This is a genomic window from Kitasatospora sp. HPM-01-4, assembly GCF_051374625.1.
GTDB lineage: Bacteria > Actinomycetota > Actinomycetes > Streptomycetales > Streptomycetaceae > Kitasatospora.
The window spans coordinates 1661077-1687119 of record NZ_JBPQGP010000005.1; the positions used below are offsets into that span (position 1 = coordinate 1661077).

At 72.8% G+C, this 26043-nt stretch carries 23 protein-coding genes; 3 read left to right on the top strand and 20 right to left on the bottom strand.

The features are described from left to right. Positions 1 to 525 precede the first annotated feature (525 nt). The 17 genes from cbiE to ACSMTC_RS07220 all read right to left on the bottom strand — a co-directional run bounded on the left by cbiE (position 526) and on the right by ACSMTC_RS07220 (position 18982). Positions 526 to 1785: a precorrin-6y C5,15-methyltransferase (decarboxylating) subunit CbiE gene (gene cbiE, locus ACSMTC_RS07140; protein WP_436558789.1), complete on the bottom strand. Its 1260-nt coding sequence runs from the start codon at positions 1783 to 1785 to the stop codon at positions 526 to 528. A 173-nt stretch (positions 1786 to 1958) separates the two neighbouring features. Continuing rightward, positions 1959 to 2690 carry a GNAT family N-acetyltransferase gene (locus tag ACSMTC_RS07145; RefSeq protein WP_436558790.1) on the bottom strand — a complete coding sequence of 244 codons (732 nt, stop codon included), beginning with the start codon at positions 2688 to 2690 and terminating at the stop codon, positions 1959 to 1961. 230 nt (positions 2691 to 2920) lie between these two features. Next, positions 2921 to 3748 (bottom strand): MetQ/NlpA family ABC transporter substrate-binding protein, encoded by an 828-nt coding sequence (locus tag ACSMTC_RS07150; RefSeq protein WP_436558791.1) that lies wholly within the window; start codon positions 3746 to 3748, stop codon positions 2921 to 2923. A gap of 96 nt (positions 3749 to 3844) precedes the next feature. Beyond that, complete coding sequence (locus tag ACSMTC_RS07155) at positions 3845 to 4585, bottom strand: methionine ABC transporter permease (RefSeq protein ID WP_436558792.1); 741 nt, start codon at positions 4583 to 4585, stop codon at positions 3845 to 3847. Next, positions 4582 to 5607 (bottom strand): methionine ABC transporter ATP-binding protein, encoded by a 1026-nt coding sequence (locus ACSMTC_RS07160; RefSeq protein WP_436558793.1) that lies wholly within the window; start codon positions 5605 to 5607, stop codon positions 4582 to 4584. Before ACSMTC_RS07160 ends, ACSMTC_RS07155 begins: the two co-directional genes overlap by 4 nt. Before the next feature lie 544 nt (positions 5608 to 6151). Then, entirely contained in the window at positions 6152 to 6652 is a 501-nt protein-coding gene (locus tag ACSMTC_RS07165) for a GNAT family N-acetyltransferase (protein ID WP_436558794.1), read from the bottom strand. A 180-nt stretch (positions 6653 to 6832) separates the two neighbouring features. Then, the gene (locus ACSMTC_RS07170; protein WP_436558795.1) at positions 6833 to 7324 is read right to left on the bottom strand and encodes an RNA polymerase sigma factor; all 492 of its coding nucleotides are present in this window, start codon (positions 7322 to 7324) and stop codon (positions 6833 to 6835) included. Positions 7325 to 7373: 49 nt separating this feature from the next. Beyond that, positions 7374 to 8756 (bottom strand): FAD-binding oxidoreductase, encoded by a 1383-nt coding sequence (locus tag ACSMTC_RS07175; RefSeq protein WP_436558796.1) that lies wholly within the window; start codon positions 8754 to 8756, stop codon positions 7374 to 7376. 213 nt (positions 8757 to 8969) lie between these two features. Then, positions 8970 to 10394 (bottom strand): argininosuccinate lyase, encoded by a 1425-nt coding sequence (gene argH / locus ACSMTC_RS07180; RefSeq protein WP_436558797.1) that lies wholly within the window; start codon positions 10392 to 10394, stop codon positions 8970 to 8972. Between the two features lie 77 nt (positions 10395 to 10471). Further along, positions 10472 to 11665 carry an argininosuccinate synthase gene (locus ACSMTC_RS07185; protein WP_436558798.1) on the bottom strand — a complete coding sequence of 398 codons (1194 nt, stop codon included), beginning with the start codon at positions 11663 to 11665 and terminating at the stop codon, positions 10472 to 10474. Between the two features lie 392 nt (positions 11666 to 12057). After that, complete coding sequence (locus ACSMTC_RS07190; RefSeq protein ID WP_436558799.1) at positions 12058 to 12603, bottom strand: arginine repressor; 546 nt, start codon at positions 12601 to 12603, stop codon at positions 12058 to 12060. A gap of 18 nt (positions 12604 to 12621) precedes the next feature. Beyond that, positions 12622 to 13830 (bottom strand): acetylornithine transaminase, encoded by a 1209-nt coding sequence (locus tag ACSMTC_RS07195; RefSeq protein ID WP_436558800.1) that lies wholly within the window; start codon positions 13828 to 13830, stop codon positions 12622 to 12624. Next, positions 13827 to 14702 (bottom strand): acetylglutamate kinase, encoded by an 876-nt coding sequence (argB, locus tag ACSMTC_RS07200; RefSeq protein ID WP_436564611.1) that lies wholly within the window; start codon positions 14700 to 14702, stop codon positions 13827 to 13829. The genes ACSMTC_RS07195 and argB overlap by 4 nt, the downstream gene beginning before the upstream one ends. A 73-nt stretch (positions 14703 to 14775) precedes the next feature. Further along, a complete protein-coding gene (gene argJ / locus ACSMTC_RS07205) occupies positions 14776 to 15921 on the bottom strand; it encodes a bifunctional glutamate N-acetyltransferase/amino-acid acetyltransferase ArgJ (RefSeq protein ID WP_436564612.1) in 1146 nt (381 codons plus the stop codon). A gap of 35 nt (positions 15922 to 15956) precedes the next feature. Then, positions 15957 to 16985, bottom strand: a complete 1029-nt coding sequence (gene argC / locus ACSMTC_RS07210) for an N-acetyl-gamma-glutamyl-phosphate reductase (protein WP_436558801.1) — start codon at positions 16983 to 16985, stop codon at positions 15957 to 15959. A 211-nt stretch (positions 16986 to 17196) separates the two neighbouring features. Further along, positions 17197 to 18147 (bottom strand): SDR family NAD(P)-dependent oxidoreductase, encoded by a 951-nt coding sequence (locus ACSMTC_RS07215; RefSeq protein WP_436558802.1) that lies wholly within the window; start codon positions 18145 to 18147, stop codon positions 17197 to 17199. A 451-nt stretch (positions 18148 to 18598) separates the two neighbouring features. After that, on the bottom strand, positions 18599 to 18982 hold the full coding sequence (locus tag ACSMTC_RS07220; RefSeq protein WP_436558803.1) for a DUF5997 family protein: 384 nt from the start codon (positions 18980 to 18982) through the stop codon (positions 18599 to 18601). 58 nt (positions 18983 to 19040) lie between these two features. Here ACSMTC_RS07220 and ACSMTC_RS07225 point away from each other — a divergent pair, with 58 nt between their 5' ends. Further along, positions 19041 to 19850, top strand: a complete 810-nt coding sequence (locus tag ACSMTC_RS07225) for a LysR substrate-binding domain-containing protein (RefSeq protein ID WP_436558804.1) — start codon at positions 19041 to 19043, stop codon at positions 19848 to 19850. 189 nt (positions 19851 to 20039) lie between these two features. Here the strand turns inward: ACSMTC_RS07225 and ACSMTC_RS07230 are convergent, their stop codons facing one another. Continuing rightward, positions 20040 to 21617, bottom strand: coding sequence for an MFS transporter (locus ACSMTC_RS07230; RefSeq protein ID WP_436558805.1), 1578 nt, complete (start codon positions 21615 to 21617; stop codon positions 20040 to 20042). A gap of 114 nt (positions 21618 to 21731) precedes the next feature. On the opposite strand from ACSMTC_RS07230, the gene ACSMTC_RS07235 reads away from it, so the two are divergent. Beyond that, on the top strand, positions 21732 to 22622 hold the full coding sequence (locus ACSMTC_RS07235) for a helix-turn-helix transcriptional regulator (protein WP_436558806.1): 891 nt from the start codon (positions 21732 to 21734) through the stop codon (positions 22620 to 22622). 176 nt (positions 22623 to 22798) lie between these two features. Here the strand turns inward: ACSMTC_RS07235 and ACSMTC_RS07240 are convergent, their stop codons facing one another. Together ACSMTC_RS07240 and ACSMTC_RS07245 are read right to left on the bottom strand one after the other, a co-directional pair. Next, a complete protein-coding gene (locus tag ACSMTC_RS07240) occupies positions 22799 to 23953 on the bottom strand; it encodes a methyltransferase (protein WP_436558807.1) in 1155 nt (384 codons plus the stop codon). Positions 23954 to 24067: 114 nt separating this feature from the next. Beyond that, positions 24068 to 24322: a hypothetical protein gene (locus tag ACSMTC_RS07245; protein WP_436558808.1), complete on the bottom strand. Its 255-nt coding sequence runs from the start codon at positions 24320 to 24322 to the stop codon at positions 24068 to 24070. A 249-nt stretch (positions 24323 to 24571) separates the two neighbouring features. On the opposite strand from ACSMTC_RS07245, the gene ACSMTC_RS07250 reads away from it, so the two are divergent. Then, positions 24572 to 26041, top strand: a complete 1470-nt coding sequence (locus ACSMTC_RS07250; protein ID WP_436558809.1) for an alpha/beta hydrolase — start codon at positions 24572 to 24574, stop codon at positions 26039 to 26041. Positions 26042 to 26043 lie beyond the last annotated feature (2 nt).

Here is a 26043-nt window from a genome sequence, read left to right on the forward strand (position 1 = left end):
CCGCTTCCGCGCCCTTGGCGAGGCGGTCCGCCGACCGCAGCGCCCAACTCCGCTCGGGGCGAGCCGCGCTTCGGCCCGCCCGTCCACCACCTACTGGCGTCCGCCGCATCGGCGCACGGCGGCGGACTCGCCGACGCGCTGCGCGCCACCCCGGGCCTGTGCGCCGCCCCGCCCGGGGTAGCGCACCATCAGAAACAACGACCACCAGAGGCATGCGGCACGACCGCACCGGACCCTAGGGCATTCTTCCGGCCCGGCACGGGCCACGTCGAATGTCCGCACTCCATACCGATGTGGCTTGCACCACGTCAAAAAGGTGACAAACGTACCGGATAAGGGCACGACCCACCGATCATCGGGCACAGCCAGGACGCCACCCTACCGGCCACGACTGACAGGCTCTCGAATCCATGACCGGATGCGATCGGAATCACCGCGTACGAAGCGGAGAACGGCCGGACACTGGCCGGAAAGCAGCCGTGGCGCGAACAAACCGTGTGGGGAGGGTGTGGAGAGCACGAAGGGTCAGGAACCCTGCTCTCCCCAGAGCATCAGGCCCTGCTCCCCCGCGCCGATGGACAGGCCGGCCGCCGCCCCGCGTCCGGCGGCGAGCGGTGCGGACTGCAGGAGCGCGCCGTCCACCCGGTAGCCCGCGCCGGAGAGGACCTCGTGGATCTCCTCGGCCTCCGCGAGTGTGTGGGCCACCGCGACCAGGCGTCCCGGACGACGGGCGACCACGGCGCGTACGGCTTCGGCGCCGCCGGCCTCGACCACCGCGGCGTCCGGCTCGGGCAGCCGGCCGAGCACCTCGTGGCCGACGCCGTGGACGGCCTCCACCTCGACCCCGTACCGGCGGGCGTTGACCGCGATCTGGGCGCAGGCCGAGCGGTCCGCCTCGACGGCGACCACGGCCGCGCCGAACCTGGCGATCTCCACCGCCAGCGCACCGCTCCCGGCCCCGACCGCCCAGACCAGGTCGCCCGGGACCGGGCCCAACCGCGCCACCGCCAGCGCACGGAGGTGCGGGGGCAGCGCGCGCCCGCCGGCGTCCAGTGCGGATGCGCCGCGCTCCACGCCCGCGTACGCGTCGGCGGGCAGCGCCCAGCCGCGCGCCGAGCCGGGGAATCCGATGGGTCGTCCGGCCAGCCAGCCGGCCGCCTCGTCCACGGTCTGGATCTGGCCTCCGCCGCCGATCACCAGCACCACGGAGGGGTCGCGCCACACATGGTCGGGTACCCGCTCGGAGGTCAGCACGGTGACGTCCTCGTCCGGGGTGCCGAGCGCCTCGCAGACCACGAAGGTGCGGTGCACGCCACGGAGCATCAGGGCCAGTTCGCTCGGGCCCGCGTCGGAGGTGGTGAGCACCGCGACCTTGGGGTGGGCCCGGCAGACGTTGGCCGCGCGGCGCAGCCGCCCGCCGTGGGTGGAGACCACCTGGGCGTCCTCCCAGGGCATCCCGGCCCTGGCGAAGGCGGCGGCCACCGAGGAGACGGCGGGCAGCACCTCCAGCTCCAGGCCGAACTCGGGGTTGCGCAGGGCCCGTACCACGCCGAAGTACCCGGGGTCGCCCTCGGCGACCACCACGGCGGTACCGCGGTGCTCGGCGATCTTCCGGGCGGCCGCCGCGATGCTGCCGAGCACGATCCGCTCGGCGTCCGCCGGTACCGGCAGCGCTGCCAGTTGGTAGGGCGCACCGGCGACCAGGGTCGCTCCCGCCAGTGCCGAGGCGGCCGCCTCCGTCAGCGGCGTACCGTCCCACCCGATGACCGTGATCCGGTCAGCCATCTGCGGCTTTTCTCCCTCGCCTGATCCGCCCCGAGGCGCTGTCCGCCCCACGCACACTGCTCCGTCGCAGGTACGGACCATTCGTGGTCCGTCCCGGTGCAGAGGCTACCGGGTGTACTCCGTCCGGTGCCGCCAACCCGCACAGCTGTGCGCGCCCCGGCCGGGATCCGGGGTCAGTCGCGGAGCACGTACCGCTGCCGGGCCCAGCTGTCGTCCTGGGCGCTCTCCAGGTCCTCGGGCAGCAGGCTCCACAGGATCAGGTCGCTGCGGCTCTCGCCCTCGGAGCCCACAGAGCCCACGGAACCCTCGGAGCCCACAGAATCCTCGGGGGTCCCGGGGCCCGCCGAGCCGGGGCCGGGACCGGCGCCGGCCGGTGTACGGGTCGGGGCGGTCCAGTCGCCGCCCCGCACTATCCAGGCGCTGCGCAGTACGCCCTCGCTGATGCAGCCGATCTTCTGGGCCACCTGCTGGGCGGCGGTGTTGCCGGCGGCGGTGCGCAGTTCCAGGCGGAGGAAGCCGCGGTCCTCGAAGAGCCACTGGGCGACACCGAGCAGGGCCTCGGGGGCGTAGCCCTCGCCGCGGGCCCAGGCGGCGGTGATGCAGCTGGCTTCCGTGGAGCGCAGCCGCCAGTCGGTGCCGCGCAGTTCGACCACCCCGACCAGGCGCTGGGTCAGGTGCTCGGTGACGGCGAAGGCTATTCCGCGCCCTTCGGCCCGGCGGGCGGGGGCCAGGGTTCGGATCCAGTCCGTGGCGTGGGCCCGGGTGAAGGGCTGCGGGATGGCGGTCCAGGTGTGTACCGGCTCGTCGTCCATCATCGCGACCAGGCCAGGGGCGTCTTCGTCCGCAAGAGGGCGCAACAGCAGCCTCTCGGTGCTGATCGCGGTCTCGGGGAAGCTCGCTGCCATGCCGTCTCTCCTCGCCGGGTCGTGGACACACCGTACGCCCCAGCCGTGCTCGGCCAGGTCAGCGTACCGGCAAATCCGGCGACGGCACGTCAGTTCACCAAGCCCTGCGGCCGTCCCACCTGCATACTGCCCGACCGGGCTCCCGCGGCTCACGTGCGGGGGCCCGAACGCCCCGCTCACCCAAGGGCGAGCGGGGCGGACCACTGCGGCCGGGCAGCCGGTACGAACCGTCAGAAGGCGGCGATGACGGATCCCTTGAAGGTGTCGTCGATGTACTTCTTGACCTCGTCGGAGTGCAGCAGCTGAGCCAGCTTCACCACGCGGGGGTCGTTCTCGTGGCCCTTCTTGACCGCGAGGATGTTCGCGTACGGGTTGCCCTGGGCCTTCTCCAGCAGGATGGCGTCCTTGGCGGGGGTCAGCCCGGAGTCGATCGCGTAGTTGCCGTTGATGACCGCGGCGTCCAGGTCGCCGAGGGAGCGGGGCAGCTGGGCGGCGTCCAGCTCCTTCCACTTCAGGTTCTTCGGGTTCTCGGCGACGTCGGCCGGGGTGGCGGAGGTGCCCGCGCCGTCCTTCAGCTTGATGACGTTGTCGTCGGCGAGCAGCTTGAGCGCCCGGCCCTCGTTGGTGGCGTCGTTGGGCAGGCCGACGGTGGCGCCGCTGGGCAGGTCGGCGGGGGACTTGACCTTCTTGGAGTAGAGGCCGAGCGGCTCCAGGTGGACCGCCTCGACGGAGACGACGTCCGTGCCGTGCTTCTTGTTGAAGTCCTCCAGGTACGGGACGTGCTGGAAGAAGTTGGCGTCGGCCGAGCCGTCCTGGACGGCCGTGTTCGGGGTCACGTAGTCGGTGACCACCTTGACGTCCAGCTTCAGCCCGGCCTTGTCGGCCAGGTTCTTCTTCACGTAGTCCAGGATCTGGGCGTGCGGGGTGGGGCTGGCGATCACCGTGAGCGGCTGGTCCGGCGAGGAGCCGGCCGAGGAGGAGCCGCTGCTGCAGGCGGTCAGCGTGAGGGCGAGGCCCGCGGTGGCGACGATGGCGGTGGACTTCAGGACGTTACGCACGAAAAGTGCCTTTCTCCATGGAGCGGACGGCCCACCGGGGGATGGCCCGGTGGCCTGGGTGCGCTGCCTGCCTCGGGTCGGAGGCGGACGGCGGGGTCAGTGGGACAGGGCGAGCTCTTCCTCTTCCTCGGTGAGCTCGGTGCGGCGAGGGCGCAGCAGGCGGGTGGTGCCGCCGAAGCTGCCGCGGTCGGCCAGGCGCCGGACGATGAGGTCGCTGACCAGCTGGATCGCCATCACGATCACCACCAGCTCGGCGACGATGACCCACATGAAGGCGGTCTCGAAGCGCTGGTAGCCGTAGTTGACGGCGAGGGTGCCCAGGCCTCCGCCGCCGACCGTGCCGGCCATCGCGGAGAAGCCGATCAGCGCGATGATCGTGGTGGTGGCGGAGGAGACCAGCGCGGGCAGCGACTCGGGGAGCAGCACCTTGCGGATGGCGGTCCAGGTGCCGCCGCCCATCGCGTGGACGGCCTCCAGCAGGCCCCGGTCGACCTCGCGGACGGCGGTCTCGACCAGTCGGGCGAAGAACGGGATGGCGCCGATGGTCAGCGGCACGGAGGCGGCCTGCCAGCCGATGGTGGTGCCGGTCAGCGTCTTGGTGAAGGGCTGTACGGCGACCATCAGGATGATGAACGGCAGCGAGCGGCCGACGTTGACGACGGCGCCGATCACCCGGTTGACCGCGGCGTTCTGCAGCGCTCCGCCCTTGTCGGTGAGCACCAGCAGCAGGCCCAGCGGCAGGCCGAGCAGGATGGTGGCGAGGGTGGCGACACCGACCATCTGGAAGGTCTCGTTGGTGGCGGGCCACATCAGTTCCCGCATCTGGTCCCAGGTCATGCGACCGCTCCCTTCGCCTCGTTCACGATGTCCACCTGCAGGCCCTGCTCGCGCAGGAAGCCGATCGGCACCACGTTCTCCTCGTGGCCGCCGGGCAGTTCGACCCGCATCCGGCCGACCATCCGGCCGCCGATCTGCTCCACGGCCGCGCCGAGGATGTTGATGTCGATCTGGTAGGTGCGGGCCAGCTGGGAGATGAAGGGCTGGGCGGAGGTGTCGCCCTGGAAGGTGATCTCCACCACGCTGTTGCCGGGCCTGCCGTGGCCGAACTCGCCGAGCGGGAAGAGCTCACGGGCCAGTTCGGAGTTCTCGGCGGCGAGCAGGTCGGTGAGCTCGCCGGACTCGATCACCTTGCCGCCGCGCATCAGGGCGGCGGAGTCGCAGACGGACTTGATGACGTCCATCTCGTGGGTGATCAGCAGCACGGTGAGGCCGAGCTGCCGGTTGAGGTCGCGCAGCAGCGCCAGGATGGAGCGGGTGGTCTCCGGGTCGAGCGCGGAGGTGGCCTCGTCGGAGAGCAGCACCTTGGGGTCGCCGGCCAGTGCGCGGGCGATGCCGACCCGCTGCTTCTGGCCGCCGGAGAGCTGGCCGGGGAAGCTGCGGGCCTTGTCGGCGAGGCCGACCAGGTCGAGCAGTTCGGCGGCCTTGCGGCGGCGCTCGGTGCGGTCCAGCCCGATGATCTCCAGCGGGAGCTCGATGTTCTGCTGGACGGTCCGCGAGGACAGCAGGTTGAAGTGCTGGAACACCATGCCGATCCGGCGGCGGGCCTCGCACAGCTCGCGGCCGGCCCGGTGCTCCTGGCCGGGCAGCGCGGTGAGTTCGATGCCGTCCACGGTGACGCTGCCGGAGGTGGGGCGCTCCAGCATGTTCACGCAGCGGATGAGGGTGCTCTTGCCCGCGCCGCTGGTGCCGATGACGCCGTAGACCTCGCCCTCCCTCACATGCAGGTCGACCCCGTCGAGGGCGGTGACCTCGCGGCCCCTGGAACGGTAGACCTTCGTCAGGTCCTTGGTGGTGATCACAGCTGCTTCCGTTGGTCGGGGGCGGACGGCCGATGGCCGGCGCACCGGTGGCGGTCAGCGGCATGCCGCAGGCACGCCTGGAAGGGGGTGGGGTCCCGCCGCCTCACCTCGACCGTGGCCGCTGGGGGGCGGGGACGCGCATGGGCGTGGCCCGTACGGGTCCGGGATCAGGGAGGTGTGCGGCAACGCCGACGTCAGGGCGTGCGGCGCCGCTTCAGCGGGGCTCGCTTCGGGGCGCGAGCAGGGGCGGTGGCCCTCAGCAGTGACACATTCGACAGCACATGCAACGCTCACCTGCCGGCGTGGCGCCGGTGGGGGTGCAGGTCGTTGTCGCGGTCATGGGTGCAAGTAAATCAGACGGATGCGTCGGGTCCCAATCATCAGGATCAGGTGTCCGCATTGCGGACACGATCCGGTAGTGGCGGGACGAAGGATCCCGGCGGCACAAGGCGAAGCGCCCGGTCGACGGGGACCGGGCGCTTCGGCGGACCGTCTCGGAGGATCCGCTCGGGCGGTCGCGGCGGACTCGGTGAGCCGGGTGCGTTCAGGCGGTCGCGGCGAACTCGGGGTGCGCAGGCTTCTCCAGGGCCACCATGCTCAGCCGGCGGCTCACCTCGGTGACCTCCCGCTGCCGGTAGCCGTGCCGCGCGTAGAGGCGGAGGTTGCCGAGACTGCGGTGGCCGGTGAACAGGACGAAGGAGCGCACCGGGTGCCCCTCCAGCAGCTGCCGCTCGACGGCATCCAGCAGCCGGCCGCCCAGGCCGTGGCGCTGCATCCGGGGGTGGACCACCAGGCGGGCGACCCGGGCGACCCCGTTCTCGTCCACCCGGCCGCGGACGGTGCCGACGACCTCGTCCCCCAGCCTGGCCACCAGGACGTACCGCTCGGCCAGTTCGGCCCGCAGGCTCTCCAGCGTCTGCGTCAGCGGCTCGATGCCCCAGTCGCCGTACAGCTCCGCCTCGCTCTGGTAGCCGAGGTACTGGAGCTTGAGGATCTGCTCCGCGTCGTCCTCGGTCGCCACCGAAATGATCACGCTCTTGCCCATGTGCGGGGCCTCCCCATCGTTGGTCCCGGGCGCCGCACTCCGGCGGTCTCCGGAGCCCGACCCTCGCTCACGCTCAGTATCCGTCCGCCTCGGTCAAGGAGGGCGTTAGCCACCGCTCTACCCAGCCGTCCCCCGATCTCAACCTCGCGGATGCCCGACGTGGTGATTGTCACTCACCCGTCAGATCCCGGCATCCGAAGGCCGTTCCGGCCGGTGGCTGTACAGCAGGGCCCGCAGACACCCCAGGCAGCGCGACCGGGTGGGACCGATGCTGCCCCTGGGCAGTCCCAGGCGTTCCGCCAACTGCCGGTAGGTCAGTTCGGGTGACTCCGACAGCGCGGCGAGCAGCTCGGGGCACCGGCCGGGCAGCCGGGCCAGCGCCCGCCGTACGGCGCGGTGGCGGTAGGCGGTCAGCAGCTGCTCCTCGGCGGAGGGCACCGGCCGGGCGCTCCGGTGGGGCTGCGGCGGACGGGCGGTGTGCTGGGCGGTCAGCTGGACGGTGAGGGCCCGGACCCAGGAGACGCGGTCGCGGGGCAGGGTGCCGTCGGCGGCCCGTTCCAGCACCCGCAGCCAGACCTCCTGTTCCAGGTCCTGCGCGTCGAGACGGTAGCGGTGCGCCAGCACGGCGGCCAGCGGGGCGAAGGCGGGGCGCAGCTCGGCGACGGGGATCACACTCCGTATGACCGCCGGCCGGCCCGGCTGGTGACGGCCGGTCACCCGGTCAGGAGCTGGGCGGGATGTTCTGGTTGACGCGGAACAGGTTGCCCGGGTCCCAGACGTCCTTGAGTGCGGTGAGCTGCCGGTACTTCACCGGCCCGTACGCCTCCAGGACCCGTCCGGGGCCCTCCTGGCCGAGGAAGTTGACGTAGGCGCCGCCGGACGAGAAGGCCCGCATGGCGCTCCACAGCCCTCTGGTCCAGGCGGTGTGCCCGGTGTCCTCCTCGGGATGCTCCCAGCGGGAGTTGACGCTGAGCAGGTAGGGGGCGGAGCGGTGGGTGTAGGCGGTGTCGTCGGGACCGACCCGGGCGATGGCGCCGCCGAGGAAGGCGAGCTGGATCTCCGAGAGCGGTGAGGTGATCCTCGCGAAGTGCTCGGCGAGGGTGGCCGTGGCCCGGTCGTCCAGGGTGGACAGGTACTCGGCCTTCCAGTAGTTGCGGGCGCCCGGGCCGCGGCCGGCGTCGAGCGTCCGCTGCCACACGGTGTAGGGGCGCAGCTGGACCGTGTCGGCTAGTACCCCGGGCAGGGCGCGCAGCGGTGCCATCGCGCCCCGCGCGCGTTCGGGCCGTCCGACGTGGCACAGCCCGACCCGGACGACCCGGGTGCCGGGCAGCTCGGCGGGCAGGTTCGGTTCGTCGGGGGCGGTGCCGAGGAGGCAGACGGCGAACAGCTGGTCGGGGGCGCCGCGCAGATGGCCGCGGACGGCGCGGATCACCTGCGGGGCCTGGTCGGCCGCGAAGTACAGCTCGCCGCAGAGCACCTGCGGGCCGACCGGGTGCAGTCGGTAGGAGAGGGAGGTGACGACGCCGAAGTTGCCGCCGCCGCCCCGGATGCCGCGGAACAGTTCCGGGTGCTGGGCCGCGCTCGCCGTGACCACCCGTCCGTCGGCCGTCACCAGCTCGGCCTCCAGCAGGTTGTCGCAGGTCAGTCCGTACGCGCGGCTGAGCCAGCCGAAGCCTCCGCCGAGCGTGGTGCCGGCGATCCCGGTGGTGGACACCAGCCCGCCCGGGGTCGCCAGGGCGTGGCGCTGGGTTTCCCGGTCGAACTCGGCCCAGGTGGCGCCCGGACGCGCGTGGGCGATCCGGCGGGCGGGATCCACCTGGACGCTGCGCATCTGCGAGAGGTCGATCAGCAGGCCGCCGTCGCACACCGCGAGCCCGGCGACGCTGTGGCCGCCGCCCCGGACGGTGGGCGGCAGTCCGTACTCGCGGGCCACCTCGACGGCCAGCAGGACGTCCGGGGTGCCGGTGCAGCGGGCGATCAGGGCCGGGCGGCGGTCGATCGCGCCGTTCCACACGGCTCGGGCCGCGTCGTACTCCGGGTCGCCCGGGGTGATCAGCTGGCCTCGGAACCCTCTGCGGAGTGCTGCGGCGGCTCTGGCGCCCATGGGCCCAGTATCGGATGACCGTAAACACTCGGCCGCCTGGGAATCCCCATTAGGGGCACAGGGAGCTGCGCGAGCCGGGAGGCCTCCGCCTCGCACGATTCCTGCGACGAGCGGCGCACACCGCCCCTGCGGGAGGGGCGGGGTGCGGGCCGGTCCCCGAGGCCGGGTGCGGGCGGGGGCCCTCCGGCTCGCGCAGTCCCCTGTGTCCCGGGGTCAGCCCTTGAGCCAGGCGTGCTGGGCGGCGAGGTCGGTCCTGAGGTCGGCGAGCTGGGTGGCCACGGCGGAGGGGGAGGTACCGCCGCGCGCGTTGCGGGAGGCGATAGCGCCGTGGACGGTGAGGACCGAGCGGACCTCGGGGGTGAGGTGTGGGGAGATCCCGGCGAACTGCTCGTCCGTCAGGTCGGCGAGCTCGATGCCCTGGGATTCGCAGACCCGGACGCAGGCCCCGGCCACCTCGTGCGCGACCCTGAACGGCACGCCCTGCCTGACCAGCCACTCGGCGATGTCGGTGGCCAGCGAGAACCCGGCCGGGGCCAGCTCCTCCAGGCGTTCGGTGTGCACGGTGAGGGTGGCCATCATGCCGGTGAAGGCCGGCAGCAGGACCTCAAGGGTGTCGCAGGAGTCGAAGACCGGCTCCTTGTCCTCCTGCAGGTCCCGGTTGTAGGCCAGCGGCAGCGCCTTCAGCGTGGCCATCAGCCCGGTCAGGTTGCCGATCAGGCGGCCGGACTTGCCCCGGGCCAGCTCGGCGATGTCCGGGTTCTTCTTCTGCGGCATGATCGAGGAACCGGTGGAGAAGGCGTCGTGCAGGGTGATGAAGCCGAACTCCCTGGTGTTCCAGATGATCACCTCCTCGGCGATCCGGGAGAGGTTGACCCCGATCATGGCGGTGATGAAGGCGAACTCGGCGACGAAGTCGCGCGAGGCGGTCCCGTCGATCGAGTTGGCCACCGAACCGCCCTCGAAGCCGAGGTCGGCGGCGACCGCCTGCGGGTCGAGCCCGAGCGAGGAGCCGGCGAGCGCACCGGAGCCGTACGGGGAGACGGCGGTGCGGGCGTCCCACTGGCGCAGCCGCTCGGCGTCCCGGGCGAGGGCCTGCGCGTGCGCGAGGACGTGGTGGGCGAAGAGGACCGGCTGGGCGTGCTGGAGGTGGGTACGGCCCGGCATCGCGGTGTCGGGGTGCGCCTCGGCGAGTCCGACCAGGGCGTACTGGAGGTCCAGGATCAGCTCGCCGATGATCTTCGCGTGGTCCCGCAGGTACATCCGGAACAGGGTGGCGATCTGGTCGTTGCGCGAGCGGCCCGCCCGCAGCTTGCCGCCGAGGTCCGGGCCGAGCCGCTCCAGCAGGCCGCGCTCCAGGGCGGTGTGCACGTCCTCGTCGGCGACCGTGCCGGTGAACGCGCCGGAGGTGACGTCGGCGAGCAGCCGGTCGAGCCCCGCCAGCATGGCGGTCAGCTCGTCCTCGCTCAGCAGGCCGGCCTTGTGCAGCACCCGGGCGTGCGCCTTGGAGCCCGCGATGTCGTACGGCGCGAGCCGCCAGTCGAAGTGGACGGAGGCGGAGAGCCTGGCCAGCGCCTCGGAGGGGCCGTCAGCGAAGCGCGCGCCCCAGAGACGGACATCTGCATGCTGGTCGGACGACATCGCGGAGGGCTCCTTCTGCGGGGTAGTGGCGGCCCCGGCTGCGTGGGGGTGCAGCCGGGACCGGTGGGAGGGGAGGATCAGGCCAGGTCGCGGCGGGCGGCGATCTTCGAGGACATCCCGAAGATCTCGATGAAGCCCTTGGACATCGACTGGTCGAAGGTGTCGCCGGTGTCGTAGGTGGCGAGGTTGAAGTCGTACAGCGACTGGTCGGACTTCCGGCCGTTGACCACCGCGCGGCCGCCGTGCAGCACCATCCGGATCTCGCCGGACACGTGCTGGTTGGCCTCGTTGACGAAGCCGTCCAGGGCGCGCTTCAGCGGGGAGAACCACAGGCCGTCGTAGACGAGTTCGGCCCAGCGCTGCTCCACCTGCCGCTTGTAGCGGGCGAGTTCACGCTCGACGGTGACGTTCTCCAGCGCCTGGTGGGCGGTGATCAGGGCGATCGCGCCGGGGGCCTCGTAGATCTCCCGGGACTTGATGCCGACCAGCCGGTCCTCGACCATGTCCAGCCGGCCGATGCCCTGGGCGCCGGCCCGCTTGTTGAGCTCCTCGATGGCCTGGAGGACGCTGACCTTCCGGCCGTCGACGGCGACCGGGACGCCGGCCTCGAAGGTGATGACGACCTCGTCGGCCTCGCGCGGGGTGGCCGGGTTCTCGGTGTACTCGTACACGTCCTCGATCGGGGCGTTCCAGATGTCCTCCAGGAAGCCGGTCTCGACGGCCCGCCCGAAGACGTTCTGGTCGATCGAGTACGGGGACTTCTTGGTGGTCGCGATCGGCAGCCCCTTGGACTCGGCGAAGGCGATCGCCTTGTCCCGGGTCATCGCGTAGTCGCGCACCGGGGCGATGCACTTCAGGCCGGGGGCGAGGGAGTTGATGCCGACCTCGAAGCGGACCTGGTCGTTGCCCTTGCCGGTGCAGCCGTGGGCGACGGTGGTGGCGCCGTGCTTCTGAGCGGCGGCGACCAGGTGCTTGACGATCACCGGCCGGGAGAGCGCGGAGACCAGCGGGTACTGGCCCTGGTAGAGGGCGTTGGCCTTCAGCGCGGGCAGGCAGTACTCGTCGGCGAACTCCTCCCGGGCGTCCGCGACCTCGGCCTCGACCGCGCCGCAGTCCAGCGCGCGCTGGCGGATGACGTCCAGGTCCTCGCCGCCCTGGCCGACGTCGACGGCGACGGCGATGACCTCCGCGCCCGTCTCCTCGGCGATCCAGCCGATGCAGACGGACGTGTCCAGACCGCCCGAGTAGGCGAGTACGACGCGCTCGGTCACGGCTTTCTCCTTCACAACAGTGCGAACGGGTGGGTCAGCGGTATGCGTGTCCCATACGGCGATGGGTATAAGTATGCATGCTCTCGTATGGAAATCAAAACCGTCCGGCAGTCCGTCCGAGTGGTGGACCGAAAGCACGAACCGCCCAGGGGCGCAGGGCTCCTGGGCGGTTCGGGGTTTCTGGAGGGCGGGGGTGCTGCTGGGACCGACCGGCAATAGGGAACGCGGGCCGCGAAGGGGGCCACGCCCGATGGCGGTCAAAAAGGGGCCCTCGCCCGATGGCGGTCAAGAAGGGGCCCTCGCCCGATGGCGGTCAAGAAGCGGGGCCCCCGCCCTGCGGCGGGCAAGGGGGAAGAGAGCACGCGGCATCGCGGGCCCTATTGCCGGCCGGTCTAGGCCTTGGACTGGGCCAGCTGCATCAGGTGGTCGGCCAGGGCCTGGCCGCCGGAGGGGTCGCGGCTGATCAGCAGTACGGTGTCGTCGCCCGCGATGGTGCCGATGATCTCGAACACCTCCGCCTGGTCGATCGCCGAGGCCAGGAACTGCGCCGCTCCCGGCGGGGTGCGCAGCACCACCAGGTTGCCGGAGGCGGTCGCGGACACCATCAGTTCCCCGGCCAGCCGGGCCATCCGGCCCTCGCTGGCGGACTCCCCCATCGGCGCGCGCGGCGTACGGTCGCCGCCCTCGGCCGGGACGGCGTAGATGAGCGCGCCGTCCCGGTTGCGGATCTTCACCGCTCCCAGCTCGTCCAGGTCCCGGGAGAGGGTGGCCTGGGTGACCACGAGTCCGTCGTCGGCCAGGAGTTTGGCCAGCTGGCTCTGCGAGCGGACGGGCTGACGGGTCAACAGGTCCACGATCCGCCGGTGCCTGGCCGTGCGGGTCTGCGGGACCTGCGGCGTCGGACCGGCGGCGGGCTGGTCGGGTCGGGATACGGTCATACCGGTAATTCTCCCGGACTACGCGCCGTGCTTCGCGTCGGGGGCCGCGCCTCGTACGGTGCGCAGGATCCCCGGCAGTGCGGCGAGGAAGGCGTCCGCCTCCTGCTCGGTCAGCACCAGCGGCGGAACCAGCCGTACGGCGTCGGCCACCGCGGCGTTCACCAGGAACCCGGCCTGCTGCGCCGCCGCCTGCACCTGCGCCGCGACCGGCTCGGTCAGCACGATGCCCAGCAGCAGCCCGGCGCCCCGGACATGGGAGACCAGGGGGTCGCCGATCGCCTCGACACCGCCGCGCAGCCGCTCGCCGATCTTCTGGACGTGCTCCAGCAGGCCCTCGGCCTCGATGGTGTCCAGCACCGCGAGGCCCGCTGCCGCCGCCACCGGGTTCCCACCGAAGGTGGTGCCGTGCTGGCCCGGCTGGAGCAGTTCGGCGGCGGCGCCGAAGGCGACGGTCGCACCGAGCGGCAGTCCGCCGCCGAGGCCCTTGGCGAGGGTGACGATGTCCGGGTCGACGCCCGGCTCGGCCTGGTGGGCGAACCAGTGTCCGGTGCGGCCGACACCGGTCTGCACCTCGTCCAGCACCAGCAGGGTCCCGGTGGCCCGGGTGATCTCGCGGGCCGCCTTCAGATAGCCGGGCGGCAGCGGGATCGCGCCGTTCTCGCCCTGGATCGGCTCCAGGAAGACGGCGGCGGTGTCGGTGGTGACGGCCGCCCGCAGCGCCTCGACGTCGCCGAAGGGCACGTGGGTGACGTCCCCGGGCAGCGGACGGAACGGGTCCTGCTTGGCGCTCTGGGCCGTGAGTGCCAGGGCGCCCATGGTGCGGCCGTGGAAGCCGCCCTGGGCCGAGACCAGGTGGGTGCGGCCGGTGAGCCGGCTGATCTTGAAGGCGGCCTCGTTGGCCTCGGCGCCCGAGTTGCAGAAGAACACCCGGCCCGCGCGCCCGAACAGCCCGAGCAGCCGCTCGGCCAGCCGCACGGTCGGCTCGGCCAGGAACAGGTTGGAGATGTGGCCGAGCTGCCCGATCTGCCGGGTGACCGCCTCGACCACGGCGGGGTGGCCGGTGCCGAGCGCGTTCACCGCGATCCCGCCGACCAGGTCCAGGTACTCCTTGCCGTCGGCGTCCCAGAGCCTGGCGCCGGCGCCGCGCACCAGCGGGATCCTGGGAGTGCCGTAGTTGTTCATCAGCGCGTGCCGCCAGCGCTCGGTGAGTTCGGCGTTGCCCGTCATGCCAGCCCCCCGGGGACGGCCGCCTCGTTGTCCGGGACGACCATGGTGCCGATGCCTTCGTCGGTGAAGATCTCCAGGAGCAGCGAGTGCTGCACCCGGCCGTCCAGGACGCGCGCGGTGCCCACGCCCGAGCGCACGGCCCGCAGGCAGCCCTCCATCTTGGGGAGCATGCCGCTGGCCAGGCCGGGAAGCATCTTCTCCAGCTCGCTCGCGCTGAGCTGGCTGATCACGTCGTCCGAGTCCGGCCAGTTGGCGTACAGCCCCTCGACGTCGGTGAGGACCACCAGCATCTCCGCGCCCAGCGCGGCCGCGAGGGCGGAGGCGGCGGTGTCGGCGTTGATGTTGTAGACATGGCCGTCGGCGCCGCGCGCGATGCTGGAGATGACCGGGATCCGGCCGTCCGCGATCAGCGCCTTCACCGCACCGGCCTCGATGTTGACGATGTCGCCGACCAGGCCGATGTCCACCGGCTCCCCGTCGACCACCGCGTAGCGCTTGACGGCGGTCATGGTGTGCGCGTCCTCGCCGGTCAGGCCGACCGCGAACGGGCCGTGCTCGTTCAGCAGGCCGACCAGCTCGCGCTGCACCTGGCCCGCCAGCACCATCCGGACCACGTCCATGGTCTCCGGTGTGGTGACCCGCAGTCCGTTGGTGAAGGAGGACTCCAGGCCCAGCTTCTCCAGCTGCGCGCTGATCTGCGGGCCGCCGCCGTGCACCACGACCGGGTGCAGCCCGGCGTAGCGGAGGAAGACGACGTCCTGGGCGAAGGCCGCCTTGAGCCCCTCGTCCACCATGGCGTTGCCGCCGAACTTGATCACCACGGTCTTGCCGTGGAAGCGCTCCAGCCAGGGCAGCGCCTCGATCAGCGTCATCGCCTTGGGCAGTGCGGTGTTGTTGCGGGCCTGTTCGCCCTTGGGTGCGATCTGCACGGTGGTGTCCCCCGGCTCAGGTTGAGTAGGCGCTGTTCTCGTGCACGTAGTCGGCGGTGAGGTCGTTGGTCCACACGGTGGCGGCGGCCTGACCGGCGTTCAGGTCGGCGGTGATGACCACCTCGCGGTCCTTCATGCCGACCAGGTCGCGGTCCTCGCCGACGCTGCCGTTCCGGCAGACCCAGACGCCGTTGATGGCCACGTCCAGCCGGTCGGGTTCGAAGGCGGCGGAGGTGGTGCCGATCGCGGCCAGCACCCGGCCCCAGTTCGGGTCCTCGCCGTGGATGGCGCACTTGAGCAGGTTGTTGCGGGCGATGGTCCGGGCGACGTCCACCGCCTCCTGCTCGGTGGCGGCGTTCACCACGTCGATCCGGATGTCCTTGCTGGCACCCTCGGCGTCGCCGATCAGCTGCCTGGCCAGGTCGTCGCAGACGGTGCGGACCGCCTCGGCGAACTCGCCCTTGTCCGGGGCGACTCGGGAGGCGCCGGAGGCCAGCAGCAGCACGGTGTCGTTGGTGGACATGCAGCCGTCGGAGTCCACCCGGTCGAAGGTGGTCCGGGTCGCGGCGCGCAGCGCCTCGTCGAGGCCCTCGCTGTCCACGGCGGCGTCGGTGGTGAGCACCACCAGCATGGTGGCCAGCCCGGGTGCGAGCATGCCCGCGCCCTTGGCCATACCGCCCACCGTCCAGCCGTCCCCGCTCGCCTGGGCCGTCTTGTGCACGGTGTCGGTGGTCTTGATGGCGATCGCGGCGGCCTCGCCGCCGTCCTCGCCGAGCGCCCGGGCGGCGAGCTCGACACCGGGCAGCAGGATGTCCATCGGCAGCCGTACGCCGATCAGGCCGGTCGAGGCGACCGCGACCTCACCGGCGTTGAGCTTCAGCTCCTCGGCCACCTTCTCCGCTGTCGCATGGGTGTCCTGGAACCCGAGCGGGCCGGTACAGGCGTTGGCGCCACCGGAGTTGAGGATGACGGCGGAGACCCGGCCACCCTTGAGGACCTGCTCGGACCAGAGGACGGGGGCCGCCTTGACCCGGTTGGAGGTGAAGACGCCGGCCGCGGCGAGCAGCGGGCCGTCGTTGACCACCAGGGCCAGGTCCGGGGTGCCGGACGCCTTGATCCCCGCGGTGACGCCGGCGGCGCGGAAGCCCTTGGCCGCGGTCACCCCCGCACTGCCGCCTGCGGTCTTCGGACTGCTTGTCACGGTGCGACTCCATTCACGGGCAGGCCCAGCTCTTCCGGCAGGCCGAGGGCGATGTTCATGCTCTGCACCGCGCCGCCGGCGGTGCCCTTCACCAGGTTGTCGATCGCGCTGATCGCGATGACCCGCCCGGCGTGCTCGTCCAGGGCGACCTGGATCAGCGCGGCGTTGGAGCCGTAGACCGCGCTGGTCCGCGGCCACTGCCCCTCGGGCAGCAGACGGACGAAGGGCTCGCCCGCGAAGGCCGCCGCGTACGCCTCGCGCAGCTTCTTCTCCGTGGTGCCCGGCCTGGCCTTGGCCGAGCAGGTGGCCAGGATGCCGCGCGGCATCGGGGCCAGGGTCGGCGTGAACGAGACGGTGACCGGCTCCCCCGCGACCGGGCTGAGGTTCTGCGCCATCTCGGGCGTGTGCCGGTGCACCCCGCCGACGCCGTACGGGCTCATCGAGCCCATCACCTCGCTGCCGAGCAGGTGCGGCTTGACCGCCTTGCCCGCGCCGGACGTGCCCGAGGCCGCCACGACCACCGCCTCCGGCTCCACCAGCCCGGCGGCGTAGGCGGGGAACATCGCCAGCGAGACCGCCGTCGGGTAGCAGCCCGGAACGGCGATCCGCTTGGTGCCCTTGAGCGCGGCCCGGTGCCCCGGCAGCTCGGGCAGCCCGTACGGCCAGGTGCCCGCGTGCTGGGATCCGTAGAACTTCTCCCAGGTCGAGGCGGACTTCAGCCGGAAGTCCGCGCCGCAGTCCACCACCAGCACGTCCTCGCCGAGCGCTTCGGCGACCGCTGCGGACTGCCCGTGCGGCAGCCCCAGGAACACCACGTCGTGCCCGGCCAGCACCTCGGGCGTGGTCGGCTCCAGCACCCGGTCGGCCAGCGGCAGCAGATGCGGCTGCAGCTCCCCGAACCGCGCCCCGGCGTTCGACCCGCCGGTCAGCGCACCGATCTCCACCTCCGGATGCCCGAGCAGGAGGCGCAGCACCTCACCACCCGCGTACCCGCTGGCGCCTGCGACGGCGACGCGCAAAGCCATGACGTTCCTCCTCAGCGACTTGGCATGAATATACGCAGCGCGGAACATTCATGCAAGGCAGGTCCGGCTGTGGACCCCCGCTCCGATGAGACCGTGCGGCCGAGTCCGCCCATGGGTGTCAGGGGCTGGCCCGCCTGCGTGTTGAAGTCGGCCCAGGCCGATGCGGGCCGATGCGGTCGCCCGCCCGCCAGTGCTGTCCGGGGATCCAGTGCTATCCGGGGATGCCGCAGGGGTCGATGCCGGTCAGGTCGTAGCTGATGCTCCACAGTTCCGCCGCGGTGGTGGTATCGGCGAGGTGACTCCACACCGGTTCGGGCCGGGGCCTGCCGCGCAGGCCGAAGACGCGCGGTCCCCACATCTGGCCGCCGCGCACGGCCGGGTCGAGCACCGCTCGCACGGCGGGCCAGGCGCCGGCGTGTTTGCCCTGGAGGAGGACGCCGGCGGGAGCCCCGCGCAGCCGGGCGGCGAGGGTCCGTGCGTGCACAGGTGGGCGTGAGGGCGTGAGGGCGTCCAGGGCACCACCGGGGTGGGCGACTACGCTCGCCACCGTACTACCGGCGGCGCTCAGACGGCGGTCCAGCTCGAGGGCGAAGTGCATCTGTGCCAGCTTGGACCGTCCATAGGTGCGCTTGGGGCGGTAGTCCCGCCGGGACTGCGGATCACCCAGGTCCAAGCGCTCGGTCTTCGCCGCGAAGCTGCCCACGGTCACGACGCGGGCCGCCGGTGCGGCCGACAGGAGCGGCATCAGCCACCCGGTCAGGGCGAAGTGCCCGAGGTGGTTGGTGCCGAACATGAGCTCGTGACCGTCCCGGGTCTCCCGGCGCGGCGGATCGTCGAGCGCGACCCCGGCGTTGTGGACCACCGCGTCGAGGCGTGCTGATCCCAGTGCGTCCACCGCGGTGCGCAGCGACGGGAGGTCGGCGAGGTCCAGCCGCAGGGTACGCACCCGAGCGCCGGGGACGCGCTCGCGGATCGCGGCCCGGGCGGCTTCGGCCTTCATCGGACTCCGGCTGCCGAGCACGACGACGGCCCCGGTCGCGGACAGCTGCTCCGCGATGAAGTAGCCGATCCCGGCGTTGCCGCCGGTGACCAGGAAGACGCGGTCATCGGCGCGTGGCAGCCGGTGCACGTCCCAGGGCGGGGTCGAAGGCACGGACGACATGGCGGAAGCCCCTCTGCGGGTGGAGGATCGGAAGCCGGGCGCTCACGGTGAGCGCCTCCCTCCGAGGATTCCGGCGGCCGCTGACATATCGCCTGCAGATCACCGACACCCCGGTGATCCGGCCGGCGTTCTGCCGCGTGACCAGGCGATCCCGCTCCCGACGGCGTGCCACGGGGCACCGAGGGCGCCTGGACGCGGCGCCGCCTCGGCGGACGGAGGGGATATAACGGCGCCGACGGCCTCGGCCGACGGGCGCCACGGGGCCACGGGGTCTTCCGGCGTCCACTCGACCGGACCGGCCGGGCAGACGGGAACGCCCGGTCACCGTAGGGGTGACCGGGCGTTCTGGTCGGGCCGGCCGAGCGCGGCGGGCCCTTGAGGATGATTCCGGCGGTACGAGCCGGGAGACCTGGCCGACCCGAGGACACTCGGGACCGGGCCGGGCGCCTCGCTACGCGCTCTTCTCCTGCTTCTTCTCCTTGATGCGGACCGCTTCCTTCCGCACCTCGGCCTGAGTGGCGCGCTCCTTCTGCAGCCACTCGGGGCAGTCACGCTTCAGCGCGTCGATCTGCTCGGTGGTGAGGGCCTCGGTGACCCCGCCGCGCGCGAGACCCGAGATGGAGACGCCCAGCTTCGCCGCGACCACCGGACGGGGGTGCGGACCGTTGCTGCGCAGCTCCCGCAGCCACTGGGGCGGGTCGGCCTGCAGCGCGTTGAGCTCGTCGCGCGAGACGACACCCTCCTGGAACTCGGCGGGGGTGGCCTGAAGGTACACACCCAGCTTCTTGGCCGCGGTCGCGGGCTTCATGGTCTGGGTGCTCTGGTGCGACGTCATGGTGTCAAGGATATCGATCGTGTGCACCGGCTCCGACCACGCCCGGTAACCTGGCCGGATGACAGGCTCGGAAGTACCCCGTTCGTTCCGGCTCGCATACGTCCCGGGCGTGACCCCCACCAAGTGGGTGCGGATCTGGACCGAGCGACTGCCCGGCATCCCGCTGGACCTCGTCTCGGTGTCCGCCGCCGAGGCACCCGGCATGCTGCGCCGCCGCGAGGCCGACGCGGGTCTGGTCCGGCTGCCGATCGACCGGACGGACCTCAGCGCGATCCCGCTCTACACCGAGACGACGGTGGTCGTGGTCCCGAAGGACCACGTCGTGACGGCGGCCGACGAGGTGACCACCGAGGACCTGGCCGACGACGTGGTGTTCCACCCGCTCGACGACACCCTCGGCTGGGAGCGTCCCCCGGGGCGGCCCGCGATCGAGCGGCCCGCCACGACGGCGGACGCCATCGAACTGGTGGCGGCGGGGGTGGGACTGCTCGTCGTCCCGCAGTCGCTCGCCCGCCTGCACCACCGCAGGGACCTCACCTACCGGACGATCACGGACGTTCCGCAGTCGCGGGTCGCGCTGTCCTGGCCCGAGGCGGAGACCACCGACCTGGTGGAGGAGTTCATCGGGATCGTCCGCGGGCGGACCGTCAACAGCTCTCGGGGGCTCGCCCAGACCAAGCCCCAGGCCCAGGCCCAGGCCCAGCCGAAGGCCAAGCGCCAGGACGGACGCGGCGCACCGCGCAAGCCGGCCGCCGGTAAGGCGTCCGCCGGCAAGGCGACCGGCAGGGCACCGCAGCGCGGTTCCGGCGCCCCCAAGGGCGGTGCTCCCAAGGGCGGCAAGCGCGGCAAGCCCCGCCGCCACTCGTAGCACCCCGGCCACTCGTAGCACCGCCGCCACTCGTAGCACCCGGGCCGCTCGTACTCCCGCCGCCACTCGCCGCCCCCGGGTGCCGGGACTCGCCCGCGTACGCCGGACGTGCTGTCGGGCGTCCCGGCGAGAAGGGCGTCCGCACCCGCTGGACGGGCGCGGTTCGCCGTCGTCGCCCTCTGCTCGCGCTCAGCGGTGTTCGGGGGCACAGCGAGGGGCGAGCGCGCGGTGGGTGAGGACCGCGCCGAGAGCGGACAGCGCCGCGAGGAGCAGCCCGAGGGTGTGGAGGGCGCCGGTGAAGCCCGCGGCCAGCGCGGCGTGCTGTGCTTCGGCCACCCGGCCCTGGACCGCCTGCCCGGCGAGTCGGGCCGCCGCGTCGGCGGACAGACCGCCGTCACGCAGCCGCGCGGCGGTGAGCGTGGTGAGCAGGGCGGCCGCCCCGGCGACGGCGACGGACTCACCGGTGATGCGCATGGTGTTGAAGATGCCCGCAGCCGCCCCGGCGTTCTCGACCGGGACGGTGCCGACGGCGGCGTTGTCCATGACCCCGAAGGCAAGGCCCACGCCGGCGCCGAAGGGCAGCAGCGGGACTGCCAGGGCCGGCCATGATCCGTCGCTGCGCAGCGTCACCAGCAGCAGGGCGCCGACCGCGATCAGCGCGGAGGCACCGGTGAGCACCGTCCGTACCGAGGTGCGGGCGGCCAGCCGGCCAGCGACCAGGGGCAGCAGCAGGACCGGGGCGGTCATCGGCAGCAGGAGCAGACCGCTGGCCAGGGTGGTGCGGCCGCCGACACCCTGGAGATAGCCGGGCAGGTAGACCAGCAGGATGACGAAGCCGAGGGTGACGGTGAAGGGCTGGCAGATCACGGCGAGGAACTCCGGCCTGCCGAAGAGACGGACGTCGAACATCGCCCGGTCGCCTTGGCGGAGCTCCGCCAGGGCGAACAGCGCGATCAGCAGCACGGCGGCGGCGAGCAGGAGCACGGTGCCCGGGGCGGTCCAGCCGGCGGTGGCGGCCTGGACGAAGGCGAAGGACAGACAGGCCAGTCCGGCGGTGAAGGCGGCGAGTCCGGCCAGGTCGAGGGAGGGCCGGGCGGGGTTGCGGGATTCGGGGGCCCGGGTCGCGCACAGCCATGCGGGCAGCGAAACGGCCGCGACCAGGAGGAACACCGCCCGCCAGCCGGCCGCTTCGACCAGCGCGCCGGCGGCCGGCGGTCCGATCGCCAGCCCCGTACCGAAAGAGGTGCCGAGGACCCCGAAGGCCAGCTGCCGGCGCCGCCCGGACGTGGAGTCGGCCAGCACCGCCGCCCCCGACGCCAGGACGCCCGCGGCCCCGCACCCCTGGATCGCCCGGGCCGCGTCGACGACGGCCATCGAGGGCGCCAGCGCGACCAGCAGGGACATCACACCGACCACTGCGATGCCGGACAGCAGCACCCGGCGCCGGCCGGTCCGGTCCGCGAGGCCGCCGGCCGCGAGCGGCAGCGCGGCGAAGGCGATGTTGAAGGCGTTCAGCATCCACTGGGCGGTGCCGACCGAGGAGCCGAGCTGTGCCGCCATGTTCGGCAGTGCCACCGCGGCCCCGGTGACGGAGAACGGCAGCATCACACTGGCGGCGGCGACCGCGACCACCGTCGGCCAGTAGCCGCGCCCGGCGCCGTCCGCCGGAGCCGGTCCCCGGCACGGGGCGGCGCCGGTGCCGGTCTCGGCACGGGCGCGGTCCTGGGCTGGTCGGCGCAGGCTGTCGGAAGGGAAGGAAGTGGACATGCCCCCGATGGTCGGCGGGCACCGTCGGGTGGATGAAGGGACCGCGGTTCCCTGGGTACGGCAGGGCCACCCTCCGGCCACCGCGGCCCCGGTGCGGCCTCCATACTGAGGCGTATGGCCGACCCGAGCATGATCGCCAACAGCCTCGGCGACTACCTCCGTACCCGCCGGGCCCAGGTGTCACCCGCTGACGTGGGCCTGCCGCCGACCGACCGCCGCCGCGTCCCCGGCCTGCGCCGCGAGGAGGTCGCCGAGCTGGTCGGGCTCAGCACCGACTACTACATACGCCTGGAACAGGGCCGCGCCGACCGCCCCTCCGACGAGGTCCTCGACGCGCTCGGCAGGGCGCTGCTTCTCGGGGCCGCCGAACGCGCCCACCTGTTCGACCTGGCCCGGCCGCCCCGCCGTACCACCGCGCCCAGCACCGGCACCGGCCGGGAGCGGGCCCTGCGCCCGGCGCTGCGCCAGGTCGTCGAGGCCATCACGACGGGCCCGGCCATGATCATGAACGACCGCAGCGACGTCCTGGCCTGGAACCGGCTCGCGGCCGCCCTGATCGCCGACTTCCCCGGCCTCCCCCGGCCCGATCGCAACATGGCCCGCCAGATCTTCCTCGCTCCGGACGCCCGGCGGATCCATCCCGACTGGGACGAGGCGGCCCGCACCACCGTCGGCATCCTGCGCATGGCCGCCGGCCGCCGGCCCCACGACCCCGAACTGGTGCGCCTGGTCGGTGAACTCTCGCTGGGCAGCGCTGCCTTCCGCACCCTGTGGGCCGGCCACCACGTCCACGAGAAGAGCCACGGTTCCAAGCGCTTCCGGCACCCCGAGGTCGGGGAGGTGGCCCTGGGCTACGAGACCTTCCGGGCCCCGGGAGCCGCCCACCACCTGCTCGTGGTCTACACGGCGCCTCCCGGAAGCCCCGCCGAGGAGGCGCTCGGCCTACTCGACGGCCTCACTACCACCGGTACGGCCACCCGCGTCCGTCCCGATGCCTCACGCTGAGCGGCGGAGCGGGAGTTCGGGACAGGGCACGGCGGAAGCCCTCGGCCACCGCCCTGCCGGCGGGACGGCGGTGACAACTGCCGCCAGGGGATGCCCGCTTCCGTGCGGCGTGGCGGAACTACCGCCGAGGACCGCCGACTTGACGAGCAGCGCGGCCCGAGGCCCCGGGCCCGCGGTCAGTTCTTGACCGAGCGCAGGATGACGAACTTGGGGTCGCTGGTGACGACCTGGCAGTTGCCGAACAGCCGACGGAGCTTGACGTGGTACCCGAGGTGGCGGTTGCCGATGACCCAGAGTTCGCCGCCGGGGCGGAGCGCGCGGCGGGATCCGGTGAACATCCGCCAGGCGGTGGCGTCGGTCATCGCCTGGTGCGAGTGGAAGGGCGGGTTGTTCAGGACCAGGTCGACCGTGCCCGCCGGAACCGCGGAGAGGGCGTCGCCGGCCAGGAACTCGGCCTTGGTGTCCCCCCGGACGTTCGCCCGGAAGGTGGCCTCGGCCGAGGCCACGGCCTGGAACGACTCGTCGATGAAGGTCACCTCGGCCTGCGGATTGGCCAGCGCGGCCGCCGTGCCGACTACGCCGTTGCCGCAGCCGAGGTCCACGACGTGCTCCCGGCCGTGGCGCTGCGGCAGGTTGCGCAGGAAGAACCTGGTGCCGATGTCGAGGCGTTCAGCGCAGAAGATACCCGCGTGGTTGGTGACGGTCAGACCGGAGGCCGCGCCGAGGTCGCCGGGCAGCGCGTAACCGGTCGGCCAGGGGCTGGCGGAGGGGGTGAGCCCGGGATCCGGGGTGCAGAAGATCAGGCGCGCCTTCTTCACCGCGAGCGAGGTACGGGTCGGGCCGATGATCCGCTCGAACAGCTGGAGCGTGGAGGTGTGGATCTCGGTCACCATGCCGGTACCCACCACGACCGTGCCCGGGTGGATGCCCGGCGCCAGGCGGTGCAGCTGGTCCTCCAGGAGCGCGAGGCTCTTGGGGACGCGGATCAGCAGCACGTCGATCCGGTCCGGCGGGGTGTCCCTGGTCGACAGCAGGCGTACGGCGCCGGCGTCGACCCCGTTGCGGGCGAGGTTGGCCCGGGTCGCCTGCTGGCCGAGGTAGGAGTCGGTGATCTGCACCGGCCGGTGCTCGGCGAGCGCCGTGACCAGCGCACCCCAGCGGTCGCCGACCACGACGACCGTGCCGGTCGGCTCGACGGGTTCGCCATCGATCCCCTTGAGGTGCCGCAGCAGGTACTCGTCGGCGGCGTCCCAGGCACGGAGCTGGTCGCGGGGGTCCTCGGGGAAGCGGGTGAGCTCGAACTCACCCCATGGCGTTGTGAAGCAGTTCATCGTGCCCTCAGGCTATCCGAGTCCCCCGCGCGCCCGGCAATCGCGACCGGTGACGGCGACGCCCCGAGGGGCCCGATCCCCCGCCTCGGGCGCGCACCCCGAGCGCTCCGGCCCCTACCCCTCCGCGACGGCCTCGGCCAGCAGCCCGGAAGCCGTGGCCAGCCGGCCCTCGGTGAGTCCCGCGTAGCCGAGGGCGAGCGCGGGCCCGCCCGGCCGCACCCGCATCCCGGCCACCGGCTCCACTCGCACGCCGCGCGCGGCCGCGCCCGCGACCACCGCGTCCTCCGCGACGCCGGCCGGCAGGTCCAGGTAGAGGTGGAGCCCGGCCGCGACCCCGCGTACCTCGGCCGCGGGGAGCTCCCGGCGCAAAAAATGCGGCCCGGTGGCGGCCGCGCTGTCGGGTGCGGCGCTGGGGACCGGCTCCCTGCGCGCGGGCGAGCTGACCGGAGCCGCTCTGGTCGGCCTCGGCGTCTGCCTCGGGGTGTCCCTCCCGCACCGCCGCAGAGATCAGACGGACCGTCAGAGCCCTTCGCCCGCACGGCGGTAGGGATTTCCCCACCCCGCACCGGCCTGCTGCCCGGATGTGCCGGCGCGGCCCGCTGGAGAAGACTTCACGGCATGCCGATCATCAATCGAACGGCGGCCGCGCTGGCCGCCGCCGCAGCCGTCCTGTCGCTCACCGCGCCGGCCTCGCAGGCCGTCGGCGGCCCCGTCTCCTGGGGCAGCTGCCCGGGCACCGGCCTGGATCCGCACCAGCAGTGCACCACCGTCCAGGTGCCGCTCGACTACGGCCGCCCGCACGGCGAGCAGATCACCGTCGCGGTCTCCCGCATTCCGAGCGAACGTCCCGAACTGCGCCGAGGCGTCCTGCTGTTGATCCCGGGCGGGCCCGGCGGCTCCGGTCTGAACAGTCCGTCGAGCGCCGTGAAGCGGCTGCCGCAGGCGGTCCGGGACGCGTACGACATCGTCAGCTTCGACCCGCGCGGGGTGGGCCGCTCCACCCCGGTCAGCTGCCGGCTGGCGCACGAGGACCTGGCGATGGCCAACCTCCGCCCCTGGCCCGACCCGGACGGCGGTGTCACCCGCAACCTGGAGACCGCCCGCCGGATCGCCACCGCCTGCGCGGACAACGGCGGTCCCGTGCTGCGCAGCATCAGCACCCGCAACGAGGCCCGGGACATCGACCGGATCCGCCAGGCCCTCGGCGAGCGGAAGCTGTCCGCCTGGGGCACTTCGTACGGGACCTACCCGGGTGCGGTGTACGCGACGATGTTCCCGCAGCGCACCGACCGGGTGGTGCTGGACAGCAACGATGACCCCGACCCGAGCCGGGTCGAGCGCGGCTGGATGGCGAACTTCGCGGTCGGCGCCCAGGACCGCTTCCCCGACTTCGCGCGCTTCGCCTCCGCACCGGGCGGTGACCACCGGATCGCGGGCACACCGCAGGAGGTCCGGCAGGTCTTCCTCGACCTCGCGGACCGCCTCGACCGCGAGCCGATCCCCTGGCCGCAGGCCAACCCGCCCCAGCTGACCGGCAATGTGCTGCGCGAGACGATGCTGGAGAGCCTCTACTCCGACGCCGCCTTCCCCAGACTCGCCGCACTGATGCTGGCCGCGCTGCACGGCACCGAGCTGCCCGCGCCGAACAACCCGCCGGACGAGGTGCAGCAGAACACCGTGGCGGCCTCCGTGGGGACGTTCTGCAACGACGTCGCCTGGCCGGGACCGACCGCCGACTACCGGGGTGCGGCCGCCGCCGACCGGGCCGCGCACCCGCTCACCGCAGGGATGCCGGTCAATGTGATGCCCTGCGCGTTCTGGCCCGTCCGGCCGGCCGAGGCACCGACGCGGGTCACTCCCGACGGCCCGTCGAACGTCCTCCTGGTGCAGAACCTCCGCGACCCCGCCACCCCCTACAGCGGCGCCCTCAAGCTGCGCCGGGACTTCGGCTCACGGGCCCGGATGGTGTCCGTGGACTCCGGCGGCCACGACGCCTACCTGGCCAACGGCAACGCCTGCGGCGATGCGCTGGTCACCGGCTTCCTGGTCAGCGGAGACCGGCCGGGCCGGGACGTGCTCTGCCGCTGAGC